Source organism: Kitasatospora sp. SUK 42 (genome assembly GCF_015776785.2).
Taxonomy (GTDB): Bacteria; Actinomycetota; Actinomycetes; order Streptomycetales; family Streptomycetaceae; genus Kitasatospora.
Window position 1 is genome coordinate 1,759,301 of sequence record NZ_LFMD02000002.1, and the last position, 16,595, is coordinate 1,775,895.

General features: G+C 73.3%; 11 protein-coding genes. All 11 read right to left on the reverse strand.

The window, feature by feature from the left end; genetic code table 11:
* Nucleotides 1–10: 10 nt before the first annotated feature.
* Complete coding sequence (locus RZ50_RS07625; RefSeq protein WP_196951148.1) at nt 11–910, reverse strand: class E sortase; 900 nt, start codon at nt 908–910, stop codon at nt 11–13.
* Complete coding sequence (locus RZ50_RS07630) at nt 907–2,733, reverse strand: phosphate ABC transporter substrate-binding protein PstS (protein ID WP_196951147.1); 1,827 nt, start codon at nt 2,731–2,733, stop codon at nt 907–909. Before RZ50_RS07630 ends, RZ50_RS07625 begins: the two co-directional genes overlap by 4 nt.
* Nucleotides 2,734–2,771: 38 nt before the next feature.
* Nucleotides 2,772–4,001, reverse strand: coding sequence for a phosphate ABC transporter permease PstA (pstA, locus tag RZ50_RS07635; RefSeq protein WP_196951146.1), 1,230 nt, complete (start codon nt 3,999–4,001; stop codon nt 2,772–2,774).
* Nucleotides 4,002–4,053: 52 nt separating this feature from the next.
* Nucleotides 4,054–5,085 carry a phosphate ABC transporter permease subunit PstC gene (gene pstC / locus RZ50_RS07640; RefSeq protein WP_196951145.1) on the reverse strand — a complete coding sequence of 344 codons (1,032 nt, stop codon included), beginning with the start codon at nt 5,083–5,085 and terminating at the stop codon, nt 4,054–4,056.
* A gap of 119 nt (nt 5,086–5,204) precedes the next feature.
* Entirely contained in the window at nt 5,205–7,781 is a 2,577-nt protein-coding gene (locus RZ50_RS29845; protein WP_217680300.1) for a hypothetical protein, read from the reverse strand.
* 346 nt (nt 7,782–8,127) lie between these two features.
* Entirely contained in the window at nt 8,128–8,718 is a 591-nt protein-coding gene (locus RZ50_RS07650) for a hypothetical protein (RefSeq protein ID WP_196951143.1), read from the reverse strand.
* A 94-nt stretch (nt 8,719–8,812) separates the two neighbouring features.
* Complete coding sequence (locus RZ50_RS07655; protein WP_196951142.1) at nt 8,813–9,844, reverse strand: PstS family phosphate ABC transporter substrate-binding protein; 1,032 nt, start codon at nt 9,842–9,844, stop codon at nt 8,813–8,815.
* 405 nt (nt 9,845–10,249) lie between these two features.
* Nucleotides 10,250–10,654, reverse strand: coding sequence for a hypothetical protein (locus RZ50_RS07660; RefSeq protein WP_196951141.1), 405 nt, complete (start codon nt 10,652–10,654; stop codon nt 10,250–10,252).
* Nucleotides 10,644–10,964 (reverse strand): hypothetical protein, encoded by a 321-nt coding sequence (locus tag RZ50_RS07665; RefSeq protein ID WP_196951140.1) that lies wholly within the window; start codon nt 10,962–10,964, stop codon nt 10,644–10,646. Before RZ50_RS07665 ends, RZ50_RS07660 begins: the two co-directional genes overlap by 11 nt.
* A gap of 251 nt (nt 10,965–11,215) precedes the next feature.
* On the reverse strand, nt 11,216–13,024 hold the full coding sequence (locus RZ50_RS07670) for a GAF domain-containing protein (RefSeq protein WP_196951139.1): 1,809 nt from the start codon (nt 13,022–13,024) through the stop codon (nt 11,216–11,218).
* A gap of 68 nt (nt 13,025–13,092) precedes the next feature.
* Nucleotides 13,093–16,593 (reverse strand): thiol reductant ABC exporter subunit CydD, encoded by a 3,501-nt coding sequence (gene cydD / locus RZ50_RS07675; protein WP_196951138.1) that lies wholly within the window; start codon nt 16,591–16,593, stop codon nt 13,093–13,095.
* Nucleotides 16,594–16,595: the final 2 nt, after the last annotated feature.

The window sequence follows — 16,595 nt, forward strand, 5'->3', positions numbered from 1 at the left end:
CGGGCGCGCGTCAGTAGAGGTTGGGCAGCAGGGCGGCGGCGTTCTCGTAGACCGCCCAGAGCACCGCGCCGACGACCGGCACGAAGCTCAGGTAGGCGGCCGAGCGGCGCCAGTACCGGGCCAGCAGCAGGGCGCCGACCACCGCGCCCAGCAGGGCGAGCGACCACAGCTGCAGCGCGGCCAGCGCGCCCTTGTCGGCGGCCAGCGCCTTGTCGTACGGGACGGTCGAGGGGCGGCCGCCGGGGTTCTGCTCGGGGTCGCCGTCGAGCCGGGCACCGATCATCACGGTGGAGCCGGGGATCCAGTCGGAGTCGCCGGTGACCATGACCAGCCGGTTGCGGACCGGGTCGCTGATCGGGTGGTCGCCGTCGCCGTACACGTTGACGGTGTAGGTGAACTTGCCCTGCCCGGTGGTGGCTTCGATCTTGTCGCCGACCCGGAGCTTGGACAGCTCGGCGAACGGCGCCCCGAAGGTGGCGCCGCGGCCGAAGACCACCGCGACCCCGCCCTGACCGGGCAGCGCGGTGTCCCGGCGGTGGCCGGGGCCGCGCATGAGGTCCCGGCCGGCGGTGCCCTCGACCACCACGGCCTGGTGCAGGCCGATGGCCGGGATGTCCAGCAGCGCCACCGGCTCGCCGTCGGCGGCCGGGCCGGTCGGGGCGACGGCCCGGGCGAGCTGGTCCTTGAAGGTCTTGTACGCGGTCGACTGGTAGTGCCGCTCCTGGACGTGCGAGACCGTGAACAGGTAGCCGACGAAGCCCAGCACCAGCGCGGCCAGCAGGCTGACCGCCCAGGCACCCTGGAGGAAGCGCCGCCGCCCGGGCGTGACGGCGGCGGGCGCGGCGGCCCGGGGGGCCGGGGTCACGGGCGCCGGTGCGACGACCGGCTTCTCCAGCACCGGGGCGGTCACGAGGCGCCGTCCGAGCTCTTGCGCCGGCGCAGCAGACGGCGGCCGAGCAGCGGCGGCACCAGCACCACGGCGAGCAGTTCGACCGCGGTGAGGGTGGACAGCGTCCAGTCCTCCGGCTTGCCGCCGACCTCGACCACGTTGGCCGCGACCTCGGTGGAGCCGCCGCGGCCGCGGGCGACCACCTGGCCGGTCTGCGGGTCGATCTGGTCCCCGCCGGAGCCGTCGCCGGCGCCGCCGGCCGCGTTCGGGTCACCGGCGGCCGCGCCGCCCGTACCGCCCGTACCACCGGAGCCGCCCGCACCGGTGCCGCCGGCCGTGCCGTTGCCGCCGCCCCCGCTTCCGCCGGAACCACCGGATCCACCGGAACCGCTGGTGCCACCGGAACCGCCGGTGCCACCAGTGCCGCCGGAGCCGCCGGCCGCGCCGCCGGAGCCGCCGCTCGAACCGCCGGAGCCCGCACCGGTCTTGACCGGCTGGCCGTTCTGCACGGTGCAGTCCAGCGGGCTGCCCTGCTTGTCGCAGGGGCTCGGCATCGGCGCGTTCTTCAGGACGGTCAGCTCACCGGCCGAGTTGAAGGTCGGGTTGGCGCAGTTGGAGAGGGTGTCCGGGTCGACCGGGCTGGCGTTGCCCGGGATGCTCTTGGTCTGCAACAGCCCGCCGCGGACCAGGCCGCGCGGGATCGGCGAGTAGCCGAGGCCGTCCGCCTCGCCCTGGCCCTCGCAGAGCACGTAGGCGAGGAAGCGGCTGAGCGCGGCGCCCTTGTCGTTGGTGAAGCGCGGCGGCGGGGCCGGCGTCCCGGCGCGCGGCACGATCAGGTAGCTGTAGCTGGAGATCGGGTAGGCGCGGGGGTCGTTCATCGTGTAGACGCCGTCGAGGTTCTGCTGGAGGTAGTTCGGGTCGGTCGCCGGGGTGCCGTCGTCCACGCCGCGGATCTTGGCGGCGGTGAGCGCGACGGCGACGTTGGAGGCGGTCGGCAGCGAGTAGTAGCCGGCCTGGTTGAGCACCTTCACGACCGGCCAGTTGCTGCGCTTGGCGAAGGCGTACTCGTCGTAGCCGATGGTGCCGACGTTGGACGGGGCCTTGATGTAGCCGGCCACGACGTCGGAGCCGTTCTGCGCGACCATGCGGCCGGAGGGCGGGAAGAACTCGGTGTAGTCACCGCAGGAGACGCCGTTGACGGACTGGCAGTAGGCGTCCCACTGGTCCTTGTGGGTGTGCTCCATCCAGCGGGTGAACTGCGCGGTGGCGCCGGAGCCGTCGGAGCGGATCACCGGGGTGATCTGGAGGCTGGGCAGCGCCTTGCCGTAGTCGCTGGTGATCTTGGGGTCGTTCCAGTTGGTGATCTTGCCGGTGAAGATGTCCACGATGGTCTGGGGGGACAGCCGCAGGTCGCGGACCTGCTTGCCGGCGACCACCAGGTTGTACATGAAGGTGGTGCCGCCCGCGGTGATCGGCACGTAGGAGTAGCCGTAGACGGGGTTCTCCCGCTCGCCCGAGCCGGCGCCGTGGCCGGCCTGGCCGAGGCCGGTGTCCGGCGCGGAGCGGAACGGCACGTCGGAGGCGGTGAAGTCGTCCTGGCCGATCGCCCACTGGTTGCGGCCGGCCGCCGAGCCGATCGGGTTGAAGTTGATCTGGATGCCCTGCGGGGAGACGTCCTGCCGCCACTGGTCGATCGCCGGGCCGGCCCAGCTGGAGCCGTCGGCGCTCAGCGAAGTGGCCGCGTACGCCGGGGTCTGTCCCAGCAGCACGGAGGCTCCGGCGAGCAGCAGGGACAGCACCCCCGCCAGCAGCCGGGCGATGGAGCGCCTGAGGCCCCTCGACATGTGAACTCCTCTGGTACGGAAAGCGGTTGGGCGGTACATCACTGCTGCTCCTGCGGCCGGAGGGCGTACGGGCGGGCGACGGCGCCGGCGGCGGCCTTCTCCAGTCGCCGGGCGTCGCGGTCGATCCGGCGCTTCTGGGCGCGGGTCAGCTGCCCGGGGCGGCGGCCGCCGAGCACGCGCGCGGTGACGAAGAGGATCAGCACCACGATCATGAGGGTCAGGGCGGCGGCGAATCCGCGCGCGATCATGCCGTCGTACGGCTGCTTGACGTAGTTCCAGATGTACAGCGGCAGCGACACCTGGTGGTCCGAGAACGGGTTGCCGTTGAACTGCGAGGTGAACCCGGAGGTGAGCAGCACCGGCGAGGTCTCGCCGACGCCGCGCGCCATGCCGAGGACGACCGCCGTCACCAGGCCCGGCCGGGCGGTGGGCAGCACCACGTTCCACACGGTGCGCCACTGGCTGCCGCCGAGCGCGTACGAGGCCTCGCGCAGGGTGCCGGGCACCAGGCGGATGACCACCTCGGCGGCCCGGGTGACGATCGGCATCATCATCACGGTCAGGGCGAGCGAGGCGGCGAAGCCGCTCTTCTCGAAGCCGAAGGTGATGATCACGACGCCGAGGACGAACAGGCCGGCCACGATGGACGGCAGCGCCGTCATCGCCTCGACCAGGGTGCGCACCGGGCGGGCCATGCGGCCGCCGACCTCGGACATGAACACCGCCGCCGCGATGCCCAGCGGCACCGCGAACAGCGTGGCCAGGCCCAGCTGTTCGAGCGAGCCGACGACGGCGTTGAGCGCGCCGCCGTCGGTGATCGGGTTCAGCGGGCCGGTGTGGTCCATCGACTGGGTGAAGAAGTTGAGGTGCTGGGCGGCTTCGGAGCCGCGGCTGAGGACGTAGCCGATCTGGTCGACGATCAGTGCGACGACCAGCAGCCCGGAGCTCCAGGCGACCACGCCGACCAGCCGGTCGCGCACCATCAGCCGGTGCCACTGGAGCCGGCCGAGGGCGAAGTAGCCCGCCAGAAACAGCAGGTACCAGCAGATCAGGAACCCGAAGGCGCCGCTGAACGGCAGGACCCGCTCGTAGAGCATCCAGTTCAGCGCGAGCGAGCCGATCGCCGCGCCGGCGACGGTGAACACGTCCTCGCGGGTGATGCCGCCGAGCCGGACCTTCCGTTCGGGGCGGGGGGCTGCGGCCTGGGTGGGCGCGGGGTCGGCGGCCGGCCCCGGGGCCGCGACCGGCGGCAGGTCGAGCGTCGTCATCGGGTCGTCCCCTCTCGGTTCGGGTGGCGGGCGGTCTGACGGTCCGTCATGGTCAGTCCGCCGTCGCGGAGCCGGAGCGGGACCGGTTGATCACGAAGCCGGCCGCCACGTTGACCAGCAGGGTGAGCGCGAACAGCACCAGACCGGCGGCCATCAGCGCGGACAGCGACAGGGTGTCCGACTCGCCGAAGCGCAGCGCGATCAGTGCGGAGATCGAGTTGGCGCCGTTCTCCAGGATGTGGGTGATGGCCTTGAAGTTCGGCGAGATGATCAGCGCGACGGCGATCGTCTCGCCCATCGCCCGGCCGAATCCCAGCATCACCGCGCCGATCACGCCGCCCTTGCCGAAGGGCAGCACGACCGTGCGGACCATCCCCCAGCGGGTCGAGCCCAGCGCGTACGCGCCCTCCCGCTCGCCCTGCGGGGCCTGGGAGAACACCTCCCGGCTGAGCGAGGTGATGATCGGAATGATCATCAGGGCGACCACCACACCCGCGATGAAGGTGGAGGAGGTGTAGGAGGTGCCGATGTCGCCGGTGCGCACCTTGAGGAAGGGGATCGTGTCGCCCAGGTGGTTGGCCATCCAGCGGACGAAGCCGATGATCCGCGGCTGGAGGAAGAACAGGCCCCACAGGCCGTAGACGATGCTGGGGATCGCCGCCATCAGGTCGATCAGCGAGATCAGCGCGGCCCGCAGCCGCACCGGGGCGTACTCGGAGATGAAGATCGCCGTGCCGAGGGCCACCGGAACGGCGATCACCAGCGCGATCACGGCGATCAGCAGGCCGTTGGGCAGGACGGCGGCGATGCCGAAGTTGTGCGCGGCGGTCTGCCACTTCTGCTCGGTCAGGAAGGACAGGCCGACGGCGCGCAGCGCGTCGGAGCCGCGCAGGATCAGGAAGAAGGCGATCAGCCCCATGATCGCGAACACCGACAGGCCGGCCATCCGCAGCACGCCGCGGAACACCCGGTCTCCGGGGGTCGCGGGAGCGGTGATGACGCGGGGGACGTCCTGGTCGGGCCCGTGGTCGGGTCGGCCTGGCGACCCGGCGTACGGTGCCGCGGGCTCAGCGGCGGATGTCATGTGTGCTCTCCGTACTCGGGAACGGGCGTGCTCGATGAGGGTCCGGGGCGCTACCTCGGGGGAGGGAAGTGCTCGGCGGGGCCGGGACGGCGGCCCCGCCGAGCGGTGGGCGTACCGGGTCAGGGCCTGCGGCGCAGCCGCGACCACTGGGTCCGGGCTCCGGCCAGCGCCCTCGCCCCGGCCGGGGTGCCGCCGAGGAACAGCGCGGCCGGTCCGCCGACCAGCAGCACCAGGCCGCCGATCAGCGCGATCGGCAGCAGCAGCCGGGCGGCGCCGGGCCGGTCCGGGGCCGGGGTGCCGGCCGCGACCGGGGCGGCGGCCAGCGGTCCGCTGGTCGGCGTGGCGCTCGCGCTGGGCTTGGCGCCCGCCGCGGGGGCGCCCGGCGCGGCCGGGGCGCCGCCCGCGGTCTCGCCCGTGCCGCCGACGGTGCCGGAGGTGCCGGAAGCGCCGGAAGTGCCGGAGGACGACAGGCCGTCGGAGGAACCGGTGCCGGTGCCGCCCGCGGCGGAACCGCCGCCCTCGTTGCTCACCGGGCTGGTGCCGCCGGCCGTACCGCCGGTGCCCGAGGTCTCCGTGCCGGTGTTCCCCGAGCCGCCGGTGGTGCCGTTGTCACCGCCGGACGGCGGAGTGGGCTGGGCGACCTGGTTGCCGGGCAGCTTGCCGTCCTGGGCCTCGACGTGTCCGGCGGCGTCCTGGGCCTGCTGGCGCTGGGCGCTGGTCAGGGCGAGGAAGCCGTTGGCGAGCTGGCCGGGCTGGATGCCGTACACCTGGCCGCTGGTGGTCACGGTGCGCAGGAACTTGGCGATGCTCGCCGCCTTGCCGGTGTCGACGCCCTGGGTGGGCACCATCGCGTACTGCACGGTGGTCAGCGGGTAGGCGTGCTGGTCCCGGGAGAACGCCGTGTCCGGGGTGCCGTAGGGCAGTTGCTGCACGCCGGTGGCCGGGTCGGTCGGCATGTCGGCGACGGCGGCCTGGAAGGTGGAGGTGCCGGGCGAGACGAAGTCGCCGGCCGGGTTGAGCAGTTGGGCCTCGGGCAGCGAGTAGGCCTTCGCCTGCCCGGAGTCCATGATGGCGAACAGGGTGCGCTCGCCCGCGAGCTGGGAGCGGCACGCGGCGTGCGTGCCGTCGGCCTTCGGGTCCGTGTTGGAGCAGGTGGAGGTGCCCGAGAGCATGGTGCGCGCCACCCTGGACAGGCCCAGGATCAGCGGGTTCCACTCGTACTGCTTCCAGACGTTGAGCGGGTCCTTGGTGGCGCCGACGAAGCCGCTGGAGTCCTGGCGGACGAAGGCGTCGACCGGGTAGCCCGAGAACGCCGGGCGCGTGTAGAAGGTGTCGACGTGCATGCCCCACGGGTCGGGCTCACCGTCGAGGAAGCGCACGGCGTCCGGGTCGGAGGCGATCCACGAGGTCAGCTGGTACGTGAAGTCCGAGGTGCCGCCGATGACGGTGGGGCTGGTGAAGCCCGCATCGCAGTTGGCCGGCCAGGCCAGGCCGCTGCTCGGGGGCAGCGGGTTGAGCTTCTGGAACTCCGGATCCTTGAAGATGCAGGTCGGGTTGCCCTTCACCGAGGCGATGACGTCGTTGCCCACGGGTGCGTAGGACTGGGTGAGCAGTTTGGCCAGCAGGCGGGCGTTGAGCTTCATGTCCCTGATCTGGCGCCCCGAGACGGGGTCGTCCACCAGGAACGCCACCGAGATGCCGCTCGTCGCCAGGGGCGCGTACACGTACGGCCTGGCGGGTGGTGACTGGGTGTCGGGGCGGGCCGTCAGGGCGATGCCGTTGCCGCCGCCGAGGAAGCCCGCGCGGGCCTGGGGCTCGCCGCCGGCCGGGCTGTAGCGCACGTTGAGCGGGTTGTCACCCTGGCACAGACCGGCCAGCCACTGCATCATCGCGCGGTTCGCCATCTCCAGGCCCGCGGCCTCGAAGTCCGCGTGGCCGGCCTGGCAGGCGGCCGGGGTCGGCGCGAACTGCAGCGGGATGGTGACGTGCTTGTTCCAGGCGCACTGCTCGTTGGTCTTGTTGCTGTTGCGCAGGTTCGCGCCCTGCATCACGAAGTCGGAGGCCGTGCCGTACTCGATCATGTTGTCGGCGTCGTGGTTGTTGCAGTCCAACAGGCCCTTGCGGTTCCAGATCGCACGGCTGTCGCCGCCGTAGTTGGGCTCCACCACGATCGAGCAGGGGTGGGTGGGGTCGCAGCCGAGGTTCTTGCTCTCGTTGGCCGTCCACACCTCGATGTTGACCGCGCCCGAGCCGTCCGGACCGGTCGGGGCGAGCACCATGTTGCTCGGGAAGTCGGGCGTGGTGGTGCCGGGGGCCGGGGTCTTCTGGTTGAACCCTGCGGCCGCGTCGGCGTTGAAGAGGGTGCTGCCGTAACAGTCGGTGATCTTGGGGTCGGTGCCGCGGCACTGGTACACCCGGACGGGGTAGTACGCCGCGTTGCCGTTGGGCGGCGTGAGCACGACCGGCATCGCGTTGGAGTCCACGGTCGGGGTGAAGCCGCTCCAGGAGACCTGGATGACCTGGTTGGAGAGGTCCTTGGTCTGGGAGACGGTGACGCTCCCCTTGGGACCGTAGGACTGGGCGTCCGGAATCCACACCTCGGGCCCTGGCACGGTCACGGCCGAACCGGAGGACGCCGCAACGGCCTCGGGGGCCGTCCCGAGGCCGATCGGCACCACCCCGAGGGCGACCACCACCGACCAGACCAACGTGATCGCCGGTAGTCGGCGACGCCACCGTCTCGGATGTGTCCGGTCGGGCAGTCGGACTCTCATGGCGGGCACCTCCGTGCGAAGTCCGCACCGCTGGGGACGCGGCGCGGGAGGGCGGGTCGGGCTGCGGCCGGCAAGCGATTCCGGTACACATCCATTCGGCCAGCCAGAAGTGGCCGGATCCGGTCGCCAGCGTGTACGAGACCCCAACGTGGCGACTCCGTAGCGGAGTTGACCCTTCCTCATGAGCACGGTCTGATAACGGTTACGGCATCCGACGAGAAGAGGCCCGTACCTGCCGGTACGGGCCCGTGTACGCCGTCGAGCAGGGTCAGCCGTTGACGACGGTGAGCGAGAGGGAGCCCACCGACTGGCCGGACGTGAAGAAGGTGGTGTTCAGCTGGGTGTCCAGGAACTGCGCGCCGTTCGCGTCGACCTTGAGGTCCGACGCGCTGAGCGTCTGGGTGGTGCCCGACTTGGTGGTGCGCACGACGCCGGCGGGCTTCAGCAGCGGGACCGGGGTGGTGCCGCCGGCCGGAACGCCGGTGACGCGCCAGTCGTCGGCACTGAAGGCGATCTGCTTGAAGGTCACGCTCTTGCCGGTGGCGAAGTCGATGAACAGCAGGCTGCCGCCCAGCTGCACGTTCCCGTAGTAGCCGGCCAGGTTGACGCTGGCGCCGGCGACCGGGAAGGAGGCCGAGAAGCCGGTGGTGCTGTCGTAGGAGGGCGTGGCCTGCGGCAGCGGGATGATCACGACGCCGTTGCCGGCCGCCGACTGGAGGAACGTGTTGCTCTCGTTGATCACGGCGTTGCCGGTCGCGGTGACCGGGGCGGTGTCGGCGGCGGCGGCGCCGCTCAGGGCGGTCAGCGAGAGGACGGCGGCGGCACCGGCGGCGACGAGCCGGGCGGAGATGCGGGACATGCTGAACTCCTTGGGAGAGGGAGGGATTCGGTGCGGGGACCGGGCCGGCGGCCGCGGGTCGAGGACCCGCGGCCGCCGGGAGGAGCGGGGTGGATCAGTAGGCGGTGCCGCAGGCCGGGGTCGGCAGGAAGCCGTAGCTCTTGAGGTCGGCGTTGGCGACGGCGTCGTTGCAGATCCAGCCGTCGGGGCCGAAGATCGCGCGCAGGGCGGTGCCGTGGGCGTCGGTGGCGGTCCACTCGGCGTCACGGACCACGTTGTAGACCACGCGGCCGAAGGAGGAGTTGGCGAAGTTGGTGGTGATGACGTTGTTGGTCACCGGCACCAGGGTCAGGGTCGGGCTGACGTAGATGTTGCGCAGGGTCAGGTTGCCGACGGAGTCGGCCGGGGTGCTGTGGCCGCCCACGGTCTGGCCGAGGTAGTGGGCCACCGAGTACGGGAACACGGCGTCGACGTCGTTGAGCAGCAGCGGGTCGACGCCCTCGTTCTCCTGCGGGCCGGTGACGACGCAGGAGCCCAGGGTCGGGTTGCCGATGGCGCCCAGGAAGAAGGAACGCGTGCCGGAGGCAGCCTGCGGCAGGATCGGGTGGATCGTCGCGCTGGGCAGCGTCGGGTCGATCTGGGTCCAGTTGGTGGTGGTGCACGCGTAGATCGCGTTCAGCTGGGCGGCGCTCAGCTTGGCCGGGGCGTGGCCACCGTTGACCGCGGACCAGGTCACGGCGTCCTTGGCCAGGGCGATGAAGTCGTCGGTGGCCGGGTCGGTCGCCTGACGGGCGCGCGAGGAACGGGCGAAGTCGACGGTGGCGCTGGTGTTGCCGTTCAGCGCGGTGATGCCGGCGCCGGAGCCGTTCGGGCGGGTGATCGGGGTGGCACCGGACTTGGTGGTGATGGTGCCGGTGGGGATCGCGTCCCAGCTGTACAGGTGCGGCGCGTTCGGGTCGGTCAGCGTCGCGTTGTAGTCCGTGGAGAGCTGGTTCAGCACGGCCTGGGTGGTGTCCGAGCCGACGCCCACGATGTCCTGGGAGTTGGGCAGGCTCGCCGGGTCGGCGACCGAGGTGCCGGCGGCGACGGTGGCGAGGGAGGTCGCCAGGGCGGCGACGGCGAGCAGCTTGGCAGCGGTCTTACGCATGTTCCTCTTCCTCCGAGGGAGAGACGTACATCGCGTTACCCGGGCCCTGGTTGGGAGTCCGGGGCCGGCGGCCGCGTCCGCTGCGGCCCTTCCGGCAGTGCTGATCCTGTCGGCCAGGGAGGTTCCGCCGAAAGGGTGGTCGAGCCCGGGTGGGGAATGTCGACTCATCGGTTCGACGAGGTTTAGGCACTGGTCAGCGTGGACGTGACAGGGGCATACCCAGGGCTCCGAACCCGGTCGACGTTCTTCTCCAGGAGGCTGCTCGGGGTGTTGCCGGAAACCTGCGCTTCACCGGAACAGCACGGACGGACGCCGCCGGGGCGGCCAACGGGTCACACGATGACGATCGGGGCACAAGCGGTGATCGGGGCACAGGCGACCATCGGGGCACGCGCGACCGACGGGTCACAGCGGCCAGCGGCCGTCCCGTCCACCCCGGCGCAACTCCTGCCCCACCCACTGCAGTCCGGTCAGGAAACCCTCGACACCGGCCTGGCACTGGTCCCGCCGCAGGTACCCGCGCGCGCTGCGCGCGACCGGCACGGCGCCGGCCGCACCGGGCCGGGTGCTGAGGACCGGCAGGTAGGCGGACCACACCCACTGCCGCCCCTCGGACTGCCCCATCGAGCACCGCAGGGCGGTCCGTTCGATGATCAGTTCACGCACCGCCTCCGCGAGTTCCTCCTCGCTGCGGTACGTCCGCACGCCGACGCCGAGCGGCCGCCCGTTGGCGGCGCGCAGCGCCCAGCCGAGGCAGCGGTCGGCCGCGGGCACGATCAGCAGCCGCGGACCGCGCCGCTCAGCGGCCATCGGAGCGTCTCAACGTCCCGGCCCGCTCGGTCAGTTCGCGCGGTTGCTGTTTGGCGAGCAGCACGACGAAGCGCCGGAAGGCGTTCTGGCAGGTCGCGTACCGCTCGTACGCGCGGCTGGAGCGCACTTCGGGGAGGTTGCGGGAGCCCGGGACGACCCAGATCCAGCCGATGCCCTCGCGGACGTGGGTGATCCGCGCGGTGAGTTCGGCGGCCGCGGTGCGCAGGTCGTCGAAACCCCGCTCGGCCTCGCCGGGTGTTTCGAACAGCGCGGCGGTGATGGCCACCACCCGGCCGTTGGGCGCCTTCAACTGCCAGCGGTAACGCCCGTCCGGAGCACGTTCGGTCCGGAATCCCCCTCGACTTGCCCCTGCTGCGGTGTGACCGCGGCCGGAAGCGTCCACTGCCCCTCCGTCCGGTGTTCCCCTCCGAGACGGATGACAAGCTATGTGTGCACACGGAACCCCCGAAAGCCCAGAACGTTCACAACTTGCGCTGTTGGTCGGGAAGTTCTCTCTCGTTCAGCTTTCACCGATCGAACGGACGGGGTTCCGGCCAGGGCTCAGAGCCGGGCCGTCCAGCGCACCCGGGTGCCCTTGCGGCGCGGGCCCGGCTCGTGCCAGGCGTCCCCGCCGAACGCCTCGGCCCGCCGGGTCAGGTTGCGCAGTCCGCTGCGCCGGCCGCCCTCCGGGATGCCGATGCCGTCGTCGGTCACGGTGAGCAGCACGCCGGGGCGCCCGCCGCTGTCCAGCGACTCCGGGTCGCCACCGACCGGCCGGCCCGCGTCGTCCAGGTGGACGGTCGCGTCGATCTCCACGCCGACCCGGGAGGCCCGCGCGTGCCGGGCGGTGTTGGACAGCATCTCGCGCAGGGCCGCGAGCAGTTGACGGCCGGTCTTCTCGCCGACGAGGCTCTCCACGGGCCCGACGAAGCTCACCGAGGGCTTGAAGCCGAGCGCCGCGGCGGCCTGGCTGGCCTCGCGCAGCACCCGGGTGCGCAGGGTGTCGGGGGCGTCGCCGTGGTTGTCGTGCTGGAGCGCGTAGATGGTGGTGCGGACCTCCTGGATGGTGGCGTCCAGCTCGTCCACGGCCTTGCCGATGCCGGTCCGCACCTCGGGGACGACCGCCCGCCGGGCCGCGCTCTCCAGCATCATCCCGGTGGCGAACAGCCGTTGGATCACCAGGTCGTGGAGGTCGCGGGCGATCCGGTCGCGGTCCTGGAAGACGGCCAGCCGCTGCTGGTCGCGCTGGCCCTCGGCGAGCCGCAGGGCGAGCGCGGCCTGCGAGGCGAAGGTCTCGGCGAGCTGCTTCTCGGAGTCGGTGAACGGCAGCGCGCCGCGCGGGCGCCAGACGCAGAGCCCGCCGAGCACCCGCCCTCGGGCGACCATCGGGACGGCCATGGACGGGCCGAAGCTGCGGGCGAGCCGGATCACCACGGTCGGGTCGCTGGACATGTCGTCCAGGTGGACGCTCTCCCCCGCGAGCAGCCGGGCGGCGAAGCTGTTCTTGGGCAGCAGCTCGCCGCGGACGAACTCGGCGGCCTCGCCGGAGGCGTGGGCGACCCTCATCTGCCCGTCCTCCTCGCCGACCGGGCCGGTGGGCAGCAGGATCATGCCGAGCGCGGCGTCCGCCAGCTCCCGCACCTGCTCGGCGGCGACGGTCAGCGCGCCCTCGGCCTGCTCGGCGGAGAGCAGCGCGGTGGTGACGGCGGCGGCGCCGGCGATCCAGCGTTCGCGGCGGCGGCCCTCCTCGTACAGCCGGGAGTTCTCGATGGCGACCCCGGCGGCGGCGGCGAGCGCGTGGACCACCTGCTCGTCCTCGGGGGTGAAGGCGCCGCCGCCCTTCTTCTCGGTGAGGTAGAGGTTGCCGAAGACCTCCGCGCGGACCCGGATCGGCACGCCCAGGAAGGTCCGCATCTGGGGGTGGTGCGCCGGGAATCCGGAGGAGCGGGGGTCGGTGCCGAGGTCGGCCAGCCGCAGCGGTTCGGGGCGGTCGATGAGCGCGCCGAGGACGCCGCGGCCGGCGGGCAGTTCGCCGATCTCGGTGGCGGTGTCGTCGTCGATGCCGACGTGGATGAAGTCGGCCAGCCCGGTGCCGCCGGGGGCGATCACGCCGAGGGCCGCGTACCGGGCGTCGACGAGCTCGGCGGCGCCGGTGGCGATCCGGTGCAGGGTGGCGTGCAGGTCGAGCCCGGCACCGATGGAGACCACCGCCTCCAGCAGCCGCTGCATCCGGTCGGTGACGGCGGCGGCCGACTGGAGACGCTCCGAGACCTCGGTGACCAGGGTGTCCAGGCCGAGCGAGGCGATCTCGGGCACCCGATGAGGTGTCGGGTCGGGGGTGGCCTCGGGGAGGTCCGGCGTGGGGTCCATGCAGAAAGCCTAGTTTGTACGGTTTTCATCCGAAGGACGGCGCCACGGCCGGACACCGCCCCCGGTGATCACGATTCGAGGACGGCGCCGACCGGCTCCGGCAGCCCGTCCGCCTCGCGCTCCCGCCGCCACATCGCGTGCAGCCGCCCGTCCGGGTCGGCGACCAGCTCCGACCAGCGGCCGCGCTCGGCCACCCGGCCGCCGTCCAGCACCAGCACCTCGTCCACCGTGGTGTCGTCCAGCCCGGCCAGCCGGTGGGTGATCAGCACGGTGGTGCGGCCCTCGGTGGCGGCCAGCAGGTCGGCGGTGAGCGCGTCGGCGGTGGGCAGGTCGAGGTGCTCGGCGGGCTCGTCCAGGACCAGGACGGGGAAGTCGGCGAGCAGTGCCCGGGCGAGCGCGAGGCGCTGGCGCTGGCCGCCGGAGAGGCGGGCGCCGTGCTCGCCGACCATGGTGTCCAGGCCCTCCGGCAGGCCGTCCGTCCAGTCCAGCAGCCGGGCGGCGGCGAGGGCGGCGCGCAGCGCGTCCTCGTCCGCGTCCGGGCGGGCCAGCCGCAGGTTCTCCCGCAGCGAGCTGTCGAAGACGTGGGCGTCCTGGGCGCAGAGGCCGATGACCCGGCGGACGTCCTCGCCCGCGAGCTCCCGGCTGTCCACAGCCTGTGGACGGCCGGCGGCGAAGGTCACCGCGCCGGCGCCCGGCTCCAGGAAGCGCAGCAGCGCCTGGGCGAGGGTGGTCTTGCCGGAGCCGGACGGGCCGACCACGGCGATCCGGCGGCCGGGGGCGAGGTCGAGGTCGACCCCGGTGAGCGCGTCCGCGGTCTGCCCGGGGTGCCGTACGGTCAGCCCGCGCACCGCGACCGGCAGCGGGTGCTCGGGCAGGGCCGACGGGCCCTGAGGCTCCGCGACCGGCGCCTCGGCGTTCAGGACCTCGTCCAGCCGGGCCTGCGCGGCGCGGCTGCGCTGGCGGGCCTGGACGGCGAGCGGCATGCCCGTGACGGCCTCGAAGGCGGCCAGCGGGGTCAGCACCACCACGGCCAGGCAGACCGGCGCGAGCACGCCGTCGCGCACCCCCTGGATGCCGACGACCGCCGACGCCACCACCGTCAGCCCGGTGAGCAGCGCGATCAGCCCGGTGCCGAGCGCGGTGGTGGCGGCCGAGCGGGCGGCCAGCCCGGTCAGTGCGGCGTCGGCGGTGCGGACGGCGGCCAGCCGGCTGGGCAGCGCGCCGGCCACGGTGAGTTCGGCGGTGCCGGTGAAGGCGTCCACGACGGTGGTGGCCAGCCGGCCGCGGGCCGGGGCCTGCCGCCGCTCGGCTCCGGCCGACCAGCGGGCGGCCAGCGCGGGCACCAGCACCCCGGCGAGCAGCAGCCCGAGGCCGAGCACCACCCCGGCGGCGGGCAGGAAGAGGCCCATCGCCACCGCCGAGGCCAGCGCGACCACGCCCGCGACGGCGGCGGGCAGCCGCCAGCGCAGGTAGTGGTCCTGGATCGCGTCCACGTCGGCGACCAGCCGGGAGAGCAGGTCGCCGCGCCGGAAGGCGGGCAGTCCGGCCGGGGCGAGCGCGGCCAGCCGCCGGTAGACGGCGGCCCGCAGGGTGCCGAGGGTGCGCAGCACGGCGTCGTGGGAGACCAGCCGCTCGGCGTAGCGGAAGACGCTGCGGCCGATGCCGAAGGCCCGCACCGAGGTGACGGCCATCATCAGGTAGAGCACCGGGGGCATCTGCGAGGCCCGGGAGATGAGGTAGCCGGAGGTGGCCATCAGGGCGACGGCGCAGCCGAGGGCGAGCGCGCCGAGCAGGACGGACAGCGCCAGCCGGGGGGTGGTGCCGGCCTCGGCCTCGGGCTCCTCGGACTGTGCCGGGGCGGGCGTCGGCCGCCCGCTGTGGGCGAGCGGGGTGACGGGCTCGGACACCACGGTGGCGGCGGGCCCCGCCAGCCGGACCCGTTCGTCCGCGACGGCCAGCAGCGCGGGCCGGTGGGCGACGACCAGGACGGTGCGCGCCGGGTCCTCGGCGAGCGCCCGGACGGCGTCGACGACGGCCGCCTCGGAGGCGCCGTCGAGGTTGGCGGTGGGCTCGTCCAGCAGCACCAGCGGCCGGTCGTCGGCGAGCAGCACCCGGGCGAGGGCGAGGCGCTGGCGCTGCCCGGCGGAGAGCCCGGCGCCGTCCTCCCCCAGTTCGGTGGCCAGGTCGGTGACGAAGTCGAGCGCGTGCGCGGCCCGCAGCGCCGTCCACAGCTGTTCGTCGGAGGCGTCCGGCCGGTGCAGCCGCAGGTTGTCGGCGACCGTTCCGGCGAACAGGTGCGGGTGCTGCGGCACCCAGGCGATCTGCCGCCGCCAGCTCGCCGGCTCCAGCTCGGCGAGGTCGTACGTCCGGCCGTCGGCGGCGGTGATGCGGACGGTGCCGGCCTCGGGGGCGGTGAGGCCGAGCAGGACGGAGACCAGGGTGGACTTGCCGGCCCCGCTCGGGCCGGTGAGGGCGGTGGTGGACCCGGGCCGCAGGGTCAGCCCGGCGCCGTCCAGCGCGGGCACGGCGCGCCCCGGGTGCCGTACGGTCAGGCCCTCGGCGGCGATCACGGCCCCGGTGAGGGCGGGGGCGGGGGTGGTACCGGCGGCGGGCAGCGGGGTCTCCAGCACCCGGAAGATCTCGTCTGCGGCGGTCAGGCCCTCGACGCTGGAGTGGTAGAGCGCGCCGACCTGGCGGATCGGGAAGTACACCTCGGGGGCGAGGACCAGGACCAGCAGTCCGGTCTCCAGGTCGAGCGTGCCGTCCACCAGCCGGAAGCCGATGGTGACCGCGACCAGCGCGACGGACAGGGTGGAGAGCAGCTCCAGCGCGAAGGAGGAGATGAAGGCGATCCGCAGGGTGCGCAGGGTGGCGCGGCGGTAGTCGGCGGTGATCCGGGCGATGGTGGCGGCCTGGGCGCGGGCCCGGTTGAACACCTTGAGGGTGGGGAGCCCGGCGACGACGTCGAGGAAGTGGTGCGAGAGCCGGGAGAGGGTGTTCCACTGCCGGTCCATCCGGGACTGGGTGGCCATCCCGATGAGCACCATGAACAGCGGGATCAGCGGCAGCGTCCCGGCGATGACGGCGGCCGAGGTGAAGTCGGCGCCGACGATCCGCAGCAGCACGACGACCGGGACGACCACGGCCAGCGCCAGCTGCGGCAGGTAGCGGGCGAAGTAGTCGTCCAGCGCGTCGATGCCGCGGGTGGCGAGGGTGGTGAGCTCGCCGGTGCGCCGGCCCGCCAGGTAGGACGGGCCGAGCGCGGTGGCGTGGTCGAGCAGCCGGCGCCGCAGGGTGGACTTCACCCGGGCGACGGACCGGTGCGCGGTGAGTTCGGTGAGCCAGCCGACCAGCCCCCGCCCGACGGCGGTGAGGGCGAGCAGCACCAGCGGGGTGGTGAGCTCGCCGAGGCCGGCCCCGCGCTGGAAGGCGCGGACCACGATCTCGGCGATCAGGCTCGCCTGGGCGACCACCAGGGCCGCGCCCGCCGCGCCGAGGAGCACGGATCCGGCGAGGAAGGCCCTGGTGGTGCGGGCGTACCCGAGGAGTCGGGGGTCGACGGGCTTCACGG

Coding starts and splice junctions, on each gene's coding strand:
- pstA (WP_196951146.1), bottom strand. CDS start 4,001: ATGACGACGCTCGACCTGCCGCCGGTCGCGGCCCCGGGGCCGGCCGCC.
- pstC (WP_196951145.1), bottom strand. CDS start 5,085: ATGACATCCGCCGCTGAGCCCGCGGCACCGTACGCCGGGTCGCCAGGC.
- RZ50_RS07630 (WP_196951147.1), bottom strand. CDS start 2,733: ATGTCGAGGGGCCTCAGGCGCTCCATCGCCCGGCTGCTGGCGGGGGTG.
- RZ50_RS07660 (WP_196951141.1), bottom strand. CDS start 10,654: ATGGCCGCTGAGCGGCGCGGTCCGCGGCTGCTGATCGTGCCCGCGGCC.
- RZ50_RS07650 (WP_196951143.1), bottom strand. CDS start 8,718: ATGTCCCGCATCTCCGCCCGGCTCGTCGCCGCCGGTGCCGCCGCCGTC.
- RZ50_RS07655 (WP_196951142.1), bottom strand. CDS start 9,844: ATGCGTAAGACCGCTGCCAAGCTGCTCGCCGTCGCCGCCCTGGCGACC.
- RZ50_RS07670 (WP_196951139.1), bottom strand. CDS start 13,024: ATGGACCCCACGCCGGACCTCCCCGAGGCCACCCCCGACCCGACACCT.